The organism is Pseudomonas putida W15Oct28 (assembly GCF_000708715.2).
Taxonomy (GTDB): domain Bacteria; phylum Pseudomonadota; class Gammaproteobacteria; order Pseudomonadales; family Pseudomonadaceae; genus Aquipseudomonas; species Aquipseudomonas putida_R.
Genome location: NZ_JENB01000030.1, coordinates 1 through 13,292 on the forward strand (window position 1 = coordinate 1; position 13,292 = coordinate 13,292).

Consider the following 13,292-nt stretch of genomic DNA (forward strand, 5'->3'; position numbering starts at 1 on the left):
GGGTGGGGACGGCTGCTTTTGCCCATCGGCGGCGGCAATTTTTTTTTACAACATTGGGCTTGATCTGAAATGCGGGGTGAAAACAGCCACATCCGTATAAATTTCTTTACAAGGCGGTTCAGGAACTTGCCAGTCGTCAGAAAAATTCTTTTTGTTCAATATCTTGGGGCCGCGTTGCGGCCCTTTCGCGACACAAGGCCGCTCCTACAAGGACCGCGCAAGACCTCAAATTGACGCGGTAGCTGTAGGAGCGGCCTTGTGTCGCGATGGGCTGCAAAGCAGCCCCAAATTCTCACAGGCATAAAAAAACCAGTCCGAAGACTGGTTTCTTGATTACCACACTGCCGTATCAGCCACGCGGCTTGCCGCGACCACGGCCTGCCGGCTTGTCACCCTCAGGCTTGCCCGTGCGCTTGCGCATGTCGCTTGGGCGCTCGGCCACCGTGCTGCCACGGTTAGGTTTACGCGGAGCCTCTTCACGCGGCTGACGCGCCGGGCGCTCACCAGTGGCGGCACCTTCCTGAGCCGGGCGCAGGTTGCGCACGCGCTCGCCACGGCCCAGCGGGCGGGTCGACTTGCGCTGCAGGCGCTCCATCTTGTCCTTGGCCTTGAGCTTCATGGCAGGCAGCGCTACTGGCTGCAGGCCCACTTCGGCGGCCAGGATGTCGATTTCGCCCTGGGTCATTTCACGCCAGCGGCCCATCGGCAGGTCGGAGTTGAGGAACACCGGGCCGAAACGCACGCGCTTCAGGCGGCTGACCACCATGCCCTGGGATTCCCACAGGCGACGCACTTCACGGTTACGGCCTTCCATCACCACGCAGTGGTACCAGTGGTTGAAGCCTTCGCCACCCGGTGCCTTCTGGATATCGGTGAACTTCGCCGGGCCGTCTTCCAGCATCACGCCAGCTTTCAGGCGCTCGATCATCTCGTCGTCGACTTCACCACGCACACGTACCGCGTACTCACGGTCCATCTCGTAGGACGGGTGCATCAGGCGGTTGGCCAGTTCACCGTCGGTGGTGAACAGCAGCAGGCCGGTGGTGTTGATGTCGAGGCGGCCGATGTTGATCCAGCGGCCTTCTTTTGGCCGTGGCAGGCGGTCGAACACGGTCGGACGGCCTTCAGGGTCGTCACGGGTGCAGATTTCGCCATCGGGCTTGTTGTACATGATCACCCGGCGGGTGGCCTCGGCGGCCTCTTCGCGCTTGATCAGCTTGCCGTCTACGGCAATGGCGTCGTGCAGGTCGACACGCTGGCCAAGGGTGGCAGCAACGCCATTGACCTTGATGCGGCCCTGGCTGATCCAGGCCTCGACGTCACGGCGCGAACCCACGCCAATGCGCGCCAGCACTTTCTGCAGCTTTTCGCCAGCGGGTGGGGTGATCTCGGTATCTTGCAGGTCTTGCTCACTCATCTGGGCACCTCCCGGTGTAGGAATGAAAACAGGTTCTTGGCGACGAACGCGCCAAAAGGCCGCGCATCATACGCGGTTCGGCAATGGAACGCACTGGAGGTTAGAGGGTTTTGTGGGCTTTGGCAGGGGTTTCTGCCTAATGGTGGTGTAATGGCAGTGCCGGCCCTTTCGCGGGCTCGCCCGCTCCCACAGGTACCGCGCAACCCTCAGGGCATGTGGTATCCCTGTGGGAGCGGGCGAGCCCGCGAAAGGGCCAGTACAGACAGCAACAAAATCAGGGCTGTAACTTGCTCTCTTCTTCCACGGAAGCCTCAGGCTCATCCTCGCGCAAGTCATCAAAATCGATCTTCAGCCCCTCTTCCATGGCATCCAGCTCCACCAGCAAGCTACGGAAGCTGGTTTCGTCCTTGGGCTCTGCAACCTCTTCGTCCCCCAGGCTGGCATCTGCCAACGCCTGCAGGTGCGCCGGCACGGGCGCATCATCCGGGTCGAGCAGCGGCTCCGGCTCCATTTCGCGCAACTCGGCCAGGGCCGGCAGCTCTTCCAGGCTCTTGAGGTTGAAATGGTCGAGAAACGCCTTGGTGGTGGCAAACATCGCGGGCCGACCGGGCACTTCGCGGTAGCCGACCACCCGGATCCACTCGCGCTCCACCATGGTCCTGATGATGTTGCTGTTCACCGCAACGCCCCGCACGTCTTCAATTTCGCCACGGGTAATGGGCTGGCGGTAGGCGATCAGGGCCAGGGTTTCGAGCAGCGCGCGCGAATAACGCTGCGGGCGCTCTTCCCACAGGCGCCCGACCCAGGGCGCATAGTCCTCGCGGATTTGCAGGCGGTAGCCGCTGGCCACTTCCTTGAGTTCGAAGGCACGGCCGCTGCACGACTTGCCCAGCACCTCAAGGGCCTGCTTGAACACGTGGGGCTCGGGGCGCTCGGCCTCTTCGAGCAGCTCGTACAGGCGCTCCAGGGATTGCGGCTTGCCCGAAGCCAGCAAAAAAGCTTCGATCAGTGACGCCAGGTCGCGGGGGTCATTCAGGTTCATCAGGTTCTTCAACAAGCGCTGGGCGAAGCCGCACGTGGATGGCGGCGAAGGGTTCATTCTGCACCAGTTCGATCAGCGATTCCTTCACCAACTCGAGAACCGCCATGAAGGTCACCACCACACCCAGCTTGCCCTCTTCGGCGGCAAACAGCTCGCCGAACGGTACGAAATTACCGCCCTTGAGGCGCTCCAGCACCTGGCTCATGCGCTCGCGGGTAGACAAGGTCTCACGGCTGATCTGGTGGCTTTCGAACAGGTCGTTGCGGCGCATCACTTCGGCCATGGACATCAGCAGCTCTTCCAGGCTGACCTGCGGCAACAGCTTGCGCACCTTGGCCTGCGGTGCTTCCAGGCGTGGCACCACGACATCGCGGCCCACCCGTGGCAGTTCGTCGATGCCCTCGGCCGCAGCCTTGAAACGCTCGTACTCCTGCAGGCGGCGGATCAGCTCGGCGCGTGGGTCACCCTCCTCCTCCTCGATATCGGCCGAACGCGGCAGCAGCATGCGCGATTTGATCTCGGCGAGCATGGCGGCCATCACCAGGTACTCGGCGGCCAGCTCCAGGCGCACGCTCTTCATCAGCTCAACGTAGCCCATGTACTGGCGGGTGATTTCCGCCACAGGGATGTCGAGGATGTCGATGTTCTGCTTGCGGATAAGGTACAGCAACAGGTCCAGCGGCCCTTCAAACGCTTCGAGGATGACTTCCAGGGCATCCGGGGGGATGTACAGGTCCAGCGGCATTTCGGTCAGGGCTTCGCCGTAGACCAGGGCCAGTTGCAGCTGCCGAGGCGAGTCGGCCTGTTCAGCCGGCGCCTCGGGCGTTTCCACCTGGCTCACGCGCTGACCAGAAACGGCGTGGGGTCGCCGCAGCCTTCGCGGATCAGTGCAGGCTCATCGCCCGTGAGATCAATGATGGTCGACGCCTTGAGGTCGCCGAAACCGCCATCGATGATCAGGTCGACATGGTGCTCCAGGCGTTGACGGATCTCGTAGGGGTCGGTCATCGGCTCTTCGTCACCGGGCAAGATCAGGCTCACGCTCATCAACGGCTCACCCAGTTCTTCCAGCAGTGCCAGAACAATGGGGTTGGACGGTACGCGCAGCCCGATTGTACGGCGCTTTTCGTGCATCAACAGCCGTGGCACTTCACGGGTGGCATTGAGGATGAACGTATACGGCCCGGGAACATGCGCTTTGAGCAGGCGGAACGTAGACGTATCGATCTTGGCGAACAACCCCATTTGCGAGAGGTCGCAGCACAGCAAGGTGAAGTTGTGCTGCTTGTCCAACTGGCGCAAGCGCCGAACCCGCTCGATGGCGCTTTTATCGCCAATCTGGCAGCCCAGCGCATAGGCTGAGTCGGTCGGATACACCACCACGCCACCCTTGCGGATGATCTCGACGGCCTGTTTTACCAGGCGCGCCTGTGGGTTCTCCGAATGAATCTGGAAAAATTGGCTCACGTAGTCGTCCTGTTCATAGCGCCAAAGGCTGTTCATGGCTGAATCGACGCCACAGAGGTGGCAAATCCTCGGGCAAAGGCCGGTAGGCACCGATCTCGCCCCAGGTGCCGGGGCCGTGGAAGTCACTGCCAGCGCTTGCCAGCAGGCCGAATTCACGCGTAAGGATGGACATCGTGCCCACTTGCTCGGCCGGCATCATCCCGTTGACCACCTCAAGTGCCTGCCCGCCTGCCTGAATATAGTCGGCAATCAGCCTTCTGCGCTTGCTGCGGGTCAGGTCGTAGTGCATGGGGTGGGCCAGGCTCACCCAGGCTTTGGACTGGCGCAGGGTGGCGACAGTTTCGTCGAGGGTCGGCCAGTGCTGCTTGACGTCGCCCAGCTTGCCGGCACCCAGCCATTTGCGAAACGCCTCGCCACGGTCCTTGACGTGCCCGGCACGTACCAGGTACTCGGCAAAATGCGGGCGCGCCGGGGCGTTGCCGCTGTCGCCCAGCTCGTGCTGCACGGCGCGGGCGCCTTCGAGCGTACCCGGCATGCCTTTGGCTGCCAGCCGTTTGTCGATTTCCTCGGCGCGCAGCCAGCGACCCCGGTGCAGTGATTCAATCGCCGCCAGCAAGGGCGGCGCGTCCAGCGGGAAGTCATAACCCAGCACATGGATGGTCGCGCCACCCCAGGTGCACGACAATTCCACCCCGCTGACCCAACGCATGCCCCGTTCAGTGCAGGCCTGGCGTGCTTCGGCCAGGCCTTCGAGGGTGTCATGGTCAGTCAGTGCCAGCGTTTGCACCCCGTGCTCATGGGCCCGGGCAACCAGTACCGAGGGCGACAGGGCGCCGTCGGAGGCCGTACTGTGACAGTGCAGATCAACATTCATGGAGGAGCGCTTTCGCTGGATTCGATGTTTGTTATTATGCCGTCACATCCCGATTCTGGCTGCCATTGTGAAACAATTCATCGATTTCATCCCGCTGCTGCTGTTCTTCATCGTCTACAAGCTCGACCCGCGCCCCATGGAAGTCGCCGGCCATAGCTTCGAATTCGGCGGCATCTACAGTGCCACGGCCATGCTGATCATCAGCTCGCTGGTGGTGTACGGCGCGCTGTTCCTGCGCCAGCGCAGGCTGGAAAAGGGCCAGTGGCTGACCTTGGTGGCCTGCCTGGTGTTCGGCGGCCTGACCCTGACGTTCCACAGCGAAACCTTCCTCAAGTGGAAAGCGCCGGTGGTGAACTGGCTGTTCGCCCTGGGCTTTGCCGGCAGCCATTTCATCGGTGACCGGGTGCTGATCAAGCGCATCATGGGCCACGCCCTGACCCTGCCCGATGCCGTCTGGTCCCGCCTGAACGTTGCCTGGATCGCCTTCTTCCTGTTCTGCGGCGCGGCCAACCTGTTCGTCGCCTTCACCTTCCAGGACTTCTGGGTCGACTTCAAGGTGTTCGGCAGCCTGGGCATGACCGTGCTCTTCCTGGTGGCGCAAGGCGTGTACCTGTCGCGCCACCTGCACGACGACCCTTCTACTACCAAACCCAAGGATTGACATGCTCTACGCCATCATCGCCAGCGACGTCGCAAACTCCCTGGAAAAGCGCCTGGCTGCCCGCCCGGCGCACATCGAACGCCTGCAGCAGCTCAAGGCCGAAGGCCGCGTGGTGCTGGCCGGCCCACACCCGGCCATCGACAGCAACGACCCGGGCGAAGCCGGTTTCAGCGGTAGCCTGATCGTTGCCGAATTCGAGTCGCTGGCTGCGGCGCAGGCCTGGGCCGATGCCGACCCGTACATTGCTGCCGGCGTGTACGACAAAGTCATCGTCAAGCCGTTCAAGCAAGTACTGCCTTGATCTGAGACCGAGTCGGCTTCTTCGCGGGCTTGCCCGCTCCCACAGGTAACCCACAAGCCTCAGGATCTGTGGAGTATCTGTGGGAGCGGGCAAGCCCGCGAAGGGGGCCACGCGGCACCCGCAGTTATACGGTTGCCATCAGTCTGCGGTATCTTTGCCACTGGCGGGCCGAATAGCCGCCGTCAATGGTTGAATTGAGTGAGTCATGAGCGAGCTGTTACTGATTGATGATGACCAGGAGCTGTGCGAGCTGCTCGGTAGCTGGCTGACCCAGGAAGGGTTCACGGTGCGTGCCTGCCACGATGGCCAGAGCGCACGCCAGGCCCTGGCCGAGTACGCGCCGGCGGCCGTGGTACTGGACGTGATGCTGCCCGATGGCAGCGGCCTGGAACTGCTCAAGCAATTGCGCAGCGAGCATACCGAGCTGCCGGTGCTGATGCTCTCTGCACGCGGCGAGCCGCTGGACCGCATTCTCGGCCTGGAACTGGGCGCCGACGACTACCTGGCCAAACCTTGCGATCCGCGCGAGCTCACAGCCCGTCTGCGTGCAGTACTGCGCCGCAGCCACCCCACCGCCACCACCAGCCAGGTGGAACTGGGCGATCTGGTGTACAGCCCCGCACGTGGCGTGGCCAGCATCGATGGCCGTGAAATGACCCTCACCCTGTCCGAAAGCCGCATTCTTGAAGCCCTGCTACGCCAGCCCGGCGAACCGCTGGACAAGCAGGAACTGGCGCAGATCGGCCTGGGCCGCAAACTGACCCTGTACGACCGCAGCCTGGACATGCATGTCAGCAACCTGCGCAAGAAGATCGGCCCGCATGCCGATGGCCGTCCACGCATCGTGGCGCTGCGTAGCCGTGGCTATTACTACTGCCTGTGAAATCGCCGGGGCCGCAGCTCGCCCCGGTTCATCTTTACCGAGCCTTTACCATCCCCTGACTGCGCTTGACGGTGATCTCCCTAGACTGTGCTCATCCGGTAACCACCGGCCTATGAAAGGAGAGACACCATGCGCAAGACCCTTATCGCCCTGATGTTCGCCGCCGCCCTGCCGACCGTGGCCATGGCCATGCCTGAAGGCGGCCCGCGTCACGACGGCCCGCATCATCGCGGTGATGCGCCTTTCCATCAACTGGACCTGAGCCGCGACCAACGCCAGCAGATCGGCAAGCTGATGGGCGAGCAGATGCAGCAGCGCCGCGACATCAACGAGCGCTACCTGGCCAAGCTGCCAGCCGCCGACCAGAAAGCCATGAAGGACGAGCTGCAAGCCAGCCGTGCCAAGACCGACACCGCAGTGCGCAACCTGCTCAAACCTGAACAGCAGAAGAAGTTCGACGAACTGCAAAAGGAACGCGCCGCAAAGAAAGCCGAGTGGCAGGAGTTCCAGGCCTGGAAAGCTGAAAAAGGCACCAAGGCTCAGTAAGCTGTACGCCCGATGCCCGGCCCGCCTCCCCGCGGGCCGGGCTTTTACCGTTTACAGGAGGTGCACTTGCGTTCACTGTTCTGGCGCATCCTGGCCAGTTTCTGGCTGGCCATCACCCTGGTCGCAGGCCTGTCGATCCTGCTGGGCCACATGCTCAACCAGGACGCCTGGATCCTTAGCCGCCACCCGGGCCTGAATACCCTGGCCAGCAAGTGGGCCAAGCATTACGAGCAGGAAGGCCTGGATTCGGCGCAGCACTTTCTGGAACGGCGCAAAGATCGCTACAAGATCGACGTACAGGTGCTCGACGACAGTGGCGAGGCCGTGGTCCCCGGCACCTTCCCGCGCCGTGCGGCAGCCTTCGAGGCACGCCAGCACAACGACGAGCGGCGCCTGCCATGGCGTCGGCTGACCGAGGAATACACCAGCCCCGAGACCGGCGAAACCTACCTGCTGATCTATCGCATCCCCCACCCGGCGCTGGATGCCTGGCACCGCGAAAGCCTGATGTGGCCGCTCAGTGCCCTGGGGATTGCGTTGGTGGTACTGACCCTGTTCAGCCTGCTGGTCACCCTGTCCATCACCCGCCCGCTAAGCCGCCTGCGCAGCGCGGTGCATGACCTGGGCCAGACCACCTACCAGCAGAACAGCCTGGCGCAACTGGCGGCACGACGTGACGAGTTTGGCGTGCTGGCCAAGGACTTCAACAAGATGGGCGCGCGCCTGCAAAGCACCATCGGCAGCCAGCGCCAGTTGCTGCGCGATGTGTCCCATGAGCTGCGCTCGCCACTGGCCAGGCTGCGCATCGCCCTGGCCTTGGCCGAGCGCGCCGGGCCCGAGCAGCGCGAAACCTTGTGGCCGCGCCTGACCCGCGAGTGCGACCGCCTGGAAGACCTGATCAGCGAAATCCTTGCCTTGGCCCGGGTCGATGCCGAGCAGGCTCATGCCGAGCCGGTCGACCTCAATGCCCTGCTCGGCAGCGTACGCAAGGACGCCCTGCTCAGCGCGCCCGATCAGGATGTGCGCCTTGAAGCGCAGCCTGGGTTGACCTTGCAGGGTTGGCCAACGCTGATCGAGCGTGCAGTGGACAACCTGCTGCGCAACGCCTTGCGCTTCAATCCGGTCGGGCAGCCGGTCGAAGCGAGTGCCGTGCGTGAGCAGGACCGTATCGTGATCAGCGTGCGCGACCATGGGCCAGGGGCGGCAGCGGAACACCTGGCTCAGCTGGGGGAACCGTTCTTCCGCGCGCCGGGGCAGGACGCGCCGGGGCATGGGCTGGGGCTGGCGATTGCGCGCAAGGCGGCGGAGCGCCATGGCGGGAGTCTTGTGCTGGGCAACCATCCACAGGGGGGCTTTGTGGCCAGGCTGGAGTTACCCTTGGCTGAGGCGGCTGGCAGTTGATGTGATGTAAAGGCATCCGGCCTCTTCGCGGGCACGCCCGCTCCCACAGGTACTGTGCGATGCCTGAGACTTGCACCGCACCTGTGGGAGCGGGCGTGCCCGCGAAGAGGCCAGTGGCCTTGAAACAACAATCAGCCCAAGGCTGCGTTACTCGCCCCAGGCGCTGACGAACTCGGCCGTTTCCAGCACCGGCGCAGTACGCGGCTCGGTCAACGGCGTGCCGACATACAGGTAACCGATCAGCTCTTCATTCTCGGCCAACCCCAGCCCCTTGTTCACATGGGCATCAAACGCCATGTCCCCGGTGCGCCATACCGCCCCGACGCCTTGCGCATGCGCGGCAATCAGAATGCCATGCGCCGCACAGCCCGCGGCCAGGCGCTGTTCCGACTTGGGCACCTTGAAGTGGTCCTGCAGCTTGGCGATGACCACGATCAGCAACGGTGCCCGCAGTGGCATGGCACGGGCCTTGTCCAGCGCTGCCTGGCTGGCATCGCCCTTGTTCTGCACGGCTTCAGCGAACAGCTCGCCCAGCTTTTCACGGCCTTGGCCTTCGACGGTCAGGAAACGCCATGGCCGCAGTTGGCCATGGTCGGGGGCGCGCAAGGCCGCCTGGAACAGCGCCTCTCGCTGGGCGGCATTGGGTGCCGGGTCGGTCAGGCGTGGCACGGAAACACGGTTGAGCAATGCGTCGAGAGCCTCCATCGGCTACCCTCCTGGCAGTTGAATGTGCGGCCATTCTAGCGTTTACATCACCAGACCCATAGGTAGAATGGCGCCCTTCCGTTTCGAGTCAGAGCAGATCACATGGCGTTGCCGACCTTAAGGATCATTGGTTTCATCATCGGCATCTTCCTGATTACCCTCGCCGTCGGCATGGCCGTGCCCATGGCGACCCTGGTGATCTTCGAGCGCACCGGTGACATGCCGTCCTTCCTCTGGTCGAGCCTGATCACCTTCATCGCCGGCCTGGCCCTGGTGGTGCCGGGCCGCCCCGAGCATGTGCACCTGCGCCCGCGTGACATGTACCTGCTGACGGTCAGCAGCTGGCTGGTGGTGTGCGTGTTTGCCGCCCTGCCGTTCCTGCTGACCCAGCACATCAGCTACACCGACGCCTTCTTCGAGAGCATGTCGGGCATTACTGCTACCGGCGCTACCGTACTCAGCGGGCTGGATACCATGTCACCGGGTATCCTCATGTGGCGCTCGATGCTGCACTGGCTCGGCGGCATCGGCTTCATCGCCATGGCGGTAGCGATCCTGCCATTGCTGCGCATCGGTGGCATGCGCCTGTTCCAGACCGAATCGTCCGACCGCTCGGAAAAGGTCATGCCGCGCTCGCACATGGTCGCCAAGTCGATCGTCGGGGTGTACGTCGGCTTCTCGATCCTCGGCTCGCTGGCCTTCTGGTGGGCGGGCATGAGCCCGTTCGATGCGATCAACCACGCCATGTCGGCCATCTCCACCGGCGGCTTCTCCACCTCCGACCAGTCGCTGGCAAAATGGGATATCCCGGCCGTGCACTGGGTTGCGGTGGTGGTCATGATCATGGGCAGCCTGCCGTTCACCCTTTACGTAGCGACCCTGCGCGGCAACCGCAAGGCACTGATCCGTGACCAGCAGGTGCAGGGCTTGCTGGGCATGCTGGTCGTTACCTGGCTGGTACTGGGCACCTGGTATTGGTACAGCACCAACCTGCATTGGCTCGACGCTTTGCGCCACGTGGCGTTGAACGTGACCTCAGTGGTCACCACCACCGGCTTCGCGCTGGGCGACTACAGCCTGTGGGGCAACTTCTCGCTGATGCTGTTCTTCTACCTGGGCTTCGTCGGCGGCTGCTCCGGCTCGACGGCAGGCGGTATCAAGATTTTCCGCTTCCAGGTGGCCTACATCCTGCTCAAGGCCAGCCTCAACCAACTGATTCACCCGCGTGCGGTGATCAAGCAGAAATACAACGGCCACCGCCTCGACGAAGACATCGTGCGTTCGATTCTGACGTTCTCGTTCTTCTTCGCCATCACCATCTGCGTCATGGCCCTGCTGCTGTCGTTGCTGGGCGTGGACTGGATGACCGCATTGACCGGTGCCGCCGGCACGGTTTCGGGTGTGGGCCCGGGCCTGGGTGAAGTGATTGGCCCGTCGGGCAACTATGCCACGCTGCCGGACGCGGCCAAGTGGATCCTGGCAGCCGGCATGCTGCTTGGCCGCCTGGAAATCATTACGGTGCTGGTGCTGTGTATGCCGGCGTTCTGGCGTCACTGACCACTTCGGCGTCCGCGCCGAGGCGGTTGCGATACTCGCTTGGGGTGACATCGAACCAGCGACGGAACGCCCGGTAGAAGTTGCTGGGGTCGGCAAAGCCCAGCAGGTAGGCGGTTTCCAGCAGTGTCATGCCCGGCTGGGCCAGGTACTGCTCGGCCAGTTCGCGACGGGTGTCATCGAGCAACGTCTGGAAACTCGTGCCCTCCTCCTGCAGCCGCCGCTGCAAGGTGCGCTGCGACAGGTGCAGGGCCTGGGCCAGGGTTTCGCGCTTGGGTTCACCCTGCGGCAAAATGCGGCACAACACCTGGCGCACGCGGTGGGTAACCCGGCTTTCGGAAAAGCGTGCCAGGTACTCCCCGGCAAAACGGTCGTGCAGCACCGCCATGGCCTCGTTGGCAGTCGGCAGCGGCGCCTCCATGTCGGCCCGCTCGAACACCAGCGCATCGTGCGGCGCACCGAACACCAGGGGCGAATGGAACGCCACCTTGTACGGCTCGACATTCTTTGGCTGCGGCCCCTGCACCAGTACCCGGCGCGGCTGCACCGGCCGACCGCTGAGCCATTTGCACAGCGCCAGCGCACAGGCCAGCGATGCTTCGGCACTGTGCCGGGTCGGCGGCAAGTGGTCGCCATGCACCGTCAGGATCAGCGAGTAGCCTTCGGCGCCAAGGACGAAACTAAGGTCAGAGCTTTCGGCGATGATGCGCTGATAACGCACCAGCCGCTGGAAACCCTCGGCCAGGGTGCGGCTGGACATCAATGCATAGCCCACCACATGGAACGACGCAGGGCGTACCACTCGTGCCATGTTCAGGCCGATGGCTTCGTTGCCCGACAGCTCCACCGCCAGCTGCCAGAGCCGGGTCATGGAATCTTGCGGGAAACGCGCATCGGGGTCGTCGAGGGCGGCGAAGTCCAGCCCCAGCTGCTTGAACATGGACGGGCAGTCCAGCCCTTCCAGTTCGAGCGCCTTCACAATCCCTGATGCCCAGCTGGCTGACGTGGTTCTTTCGCTCATGACAGGCTTCTTTTTACCGACCGCTCCTGCGGTGAACCCCAAGGATACTCATTTGGCGCCTATTGTCACTGGTAGGCCCCGTCAGTCACTCTAGACTCGAATCAGGCTCCACGCCGTGCATCTTGTCCAGAAGTATTAATCCCGGAGCACTGCCATGAACCGCACAGCGCAGTACCGCAGTTTTGCCGAGTTCTACCCCTACTACCTGGGGGAGCACAGCAATCCCACCTGCCGCCGGCTGCACTTTGTCGGCACCAGCCTGGTGATAGCGCTGCTGGCCTATACCATCGGCAGTGGCAAATGGTTGCTGCTGCTGGCCGTGCCCCTGTTCGGCTACGGCTTTGCCTGGGTCGGGCATTTCTTTTTTGAAAAGAACCGGCCGGCGACCTTCACCTACCCGCTGTACAGCCTGGCCGGGGATTTCGTGATGTTCAGGGATATCCTGCTGGGCAAGATCAGCCTGTAAAAATCCGCGTAAAACCTGGCCTTTCGCGGTCCCTGTGGGAGCGGCCTTGTGTCGCGATGGGCTGCAAAGCAGCCCCATGGCCCTCAAGCCCTACGCCGGCTCGCGCAACGTCGCTACCGCCTGCGCCTCCCGCGCCTGGGCATCGGCCAGCCGGTACAGCTCGATGCTGCCATCCCAGTGCTCGATCAGCGCCGTGCACGACTCCACCCAGTCCCCGCAATTGAGGTACTCCACCTCCCCCACCTTGCGGATCTCGGCATGGTGGATATGCCCGCACACCACCCCATGAAAACCACGCCGGGTGCACTCGTGGGCAATGGCATCCTCGAAGTCGCTGATGAAGTTCACCGCGCCCTTGACCTTGTGCTTGAGGTACGCCGACAGCGACCAGTAACCATAGCCATACCGCGCTCGCCAGTGGTTGAGCCAGCGGTTGAGCACCAGGGTGAACTCGTAGGCACGGTCCCCGAGAAACGCCAGCCAGCGGTGGTAACGGGTAATCACATCGAACTGGTCGCCATGGATCACCAGCAGTCGGCGGCCATCGGCGGTCAGGTGCTCGGCTTCATCCACCAGCTGGATGTTGCCCAGGATCAGCTTGGAGTAACGGCGCAGGAATTCGTCATGGTTGCCGGTGACGTAGATCACCTCGGTACCGCGCTTGCTCATGGTCAGCAAGCGGCGGATCACGTTGGTGTGGGCTTGCGGCCAGTAGATGCCGCCACGCAGTTTCCAGCCATCGATGATGTCGCCTACCAGGTACACGCGGTCGGCCTGGTAGCCCTTGAGGAACTGCGACAGGTGTTCGGCCTGGCAGTCGCGGGTCCCCAGGTGCACATCGGAAATCCACAAGGTACGCACGCGTTGCTTGCGCAAGGGACGGGACAGTTCGGCATGGCTCATGGACAGGCTCCGGCGCAGTTTGCTGGAGACTGGCAGGCGCGCATGACAGCG

At 63.2% G+C, this 13,292-nt stretch carries 15 protein-coding genes; 7 read left to right on the forward strand and 8 right to left on the reverse strand.

What is annotated here, in order from left to right; translation table 11 throughout:
* Positions 1–349: 349 nt before the first annotated feature.
* The 5 genes from rluB to AK81_RS19620 all read right to left on the reverse strand — a co-directional run bounded on the left by rluB (position 350) and on the right by AK81_RS19620 (position 4,800).
* A complete protein-coding gene (gene rluB / locus AK81_RS19600) occupies positions 350–1,417 on the reverse strand; it encodes a 23S rRNA pseudouridine(2605) synthase RluB (protein WP_043201608.1) in 1,068 nt (355 codons plus the stop codon).
* A gap of 274 nt (positions 1,418–1,691) precedes the next feature.
* Positions 1,692–2,459: an SMC-Scp complex subunit ScpB gene (scpB, locus tag AK81_RS19605; protein ID WP_043201609.1), complete on the reverse strand. Its 768-nt coding sequence runs from the start codon at positions 2,457–2,459 to the stop codon at positions 1,692–1,694.
* Positions 2,446–3,171, reverse strand: coding sequence for a segregation and condensation protein A (locus AK81_RS19610; protein WP_162491982.1), 726 nt, complete (start codon positions 3,169–3,171; stop codon positions 2,446–2,448). The genes scpB and AK81_RS19610 overlap by 14 nt, the downstream gene beginning before the upstream one ends.
* Before the next feature lie 125 nt (positions 3,172–3,296).
* Positions 3,297–3,926, reverse strand: coding sequence for an L-threonylcarbamoyladenylate synthase (locus AK81_RS19615; RefSeq protein ID WP_043201703.1), 630 nt, complete (start codon positions 3,924–3,926; stop codon positions 3,297–3,299).
* A gap of 13 nt (positions 3,927–3,939) precedes the next feature.
* The gene (locus AK81_RS19620; RefSeq protein ID WP_043201612.1) at positions 3,940–4,800 is read right to left on the reverse strand and encodes a PHP domain-containing protein; all 861 of its coding nucleotides are present in this window, start codon (positions 4,798–4,800) and stop codon (positions 3,940–3,942) included.
* Positions 4,801–4,867: 67 nt separating this feature from the next.
* Here AK81_RS19620 and AK81_RS19625 point away from each other — a divergent pair, with 67 nt between their 5' ends.
* The 5 genes from AK81_RS19625 (at position 4,868) to AK81_RS19645 (ending at position 8,592) form a co-directional block, all read left to right on the forward strand.
* The gene (locus AK81_RS19625; protein WP_043201614.1) at positions 4,868–5,461 is read left to right on the forward strand and encodes a septation protein A; all 594 of its coding nucleotides are present in this window, start codon (positions 4,868–4,870) and stop codon (positions 5,459–5,461) included.
* A 1-nt stretch (position 5,462) separates the two neighbouring features.
* Entirely contained in the window at positions 5,463–5,762 is a 300-nt protein-coding gene (locus AK81_RS19630; RefSeq protein WP_043201616.1) for a YciI family protein, read from the forward strand.
* Positions 5,763–5,967: 205 nt separating this feature from the next.
* Positions 5,968–6,645 carry a response regulator transcription factor gene (locus AK81_RS19635; protein WP_016498471.1) on the forward strand — a complete coding sequence of 226 codons (678 nt, stop codon included), beginning with the start codon at positions 5,968–5,970 and terminating at the stop codon, positions 6,643–6,645.
* Positions 6,646–6,774: 129 nt separating this feature from the next.
* Positions 6,775–7,191: a Spy/CpxP family protein refolding chaperone gene (locus tag AK81_RS19640; RefSeq protein WP_043201618.1), complete on the forward strand. Its 417-nt coding sequence runs from the start codon at positions 6,775–6,777 to the stop codon at positions 7,189–7,191.
* Positions 7,192–7,251: 60 nt separating this feature from the next.
* Positions 7,252–8,592: a sensor histidine kinase gene (locus tag AK81_RS19645; protein WP_043201620.1), complete on the forward strand. Its 1,341-nt coding sequence runs from the start codon at positions 7,252–7,254 to the stop codon at positions 8,590–8,592.
* Positions 8,593–8,739: 147 nt separating this feature from the next.
* Here AK81_RS19645 and AK81_RS19650 read toward each other — a convergent pair whose 3' ends face one another.
* Positions 8,740–9,297 carry an NAD(P)H nitroreductase gene (locus AK81_RS19650; RefSeq protein WP_043201622.1) on the reverse strand — a complete coding sequence of 186 codons (558 nt, stop codon included), beginning with the start codon at positions 9,295–9,297 and terminating at the stop codon, positions 8,740–8,742.
* 102 nt (positions 9,298–9,399) lie between these two features.
* Here AK81_RS19650 and AK81_RS19655 point away from each other — a divergent pair, with 102 nt between their 5' ends.
* Entirely contained in the window at positions 9,400–10,854 is a 1,455-nt protein-coding gene (locus AK81_RS19655; RefSeq protein WP_043201624.1) for a TrkH family potassium uptake protein, read from the forward strand.
* Here the strand turns inward: AK81_RS19655 and AK81_RS19660 are convergent.
* Positions 10,811–11,872 carry an AraC family transcriptional regulator gene (locus AK81_RS19660; RefSeq protein ID WP_043201625.1) on the reverse strand — a complete coding sequence of 354 codons (1,062 nt, stop codon included), beginning with the start codon at positions 11,870–11,872 and terminating at the stop codon, positions 10,811–10,813. The two genes, AK81_RS19655 and AK81_RS19660, sit on opposite strands and share 44 nt — an antisense overlap.
* 154 nt (positions 11,873–12,026) lie before the next feature.
* Here AK81_RS19660 and AK81_RS19665 point away from each other — a divergent pair, with 154 nt between their 5' ends.
* Positions 12,027–12,338, forward strand: a complete 312-nt coding sequence (locus AK81_RS19665) for a DUF962 domain-containing protein (protein WP_016498465.1) — start codon at positions 12,027–12,029, stop codon at positions 12,336–12,338.
* 90 nt (positions 12,339–12,428) lie between these two features.
* On the opposite strand, the gene AK81_RS19670 is transcribed toward AK81_RS19665, so the two are convergent.
* Positions 12,429–13,241, reverse strand: coding sequence for a UDP-2,3-diacylglucosamine diphosphatase (locus AK81_RS19670; protein ID WP_043201626.1), 813 nt, complete (start codon positions 13,239–13,241; stop codon positions 12,429–12,431).
* Positions 13,242–13,292: the final 51 nt, after the last annotated feature.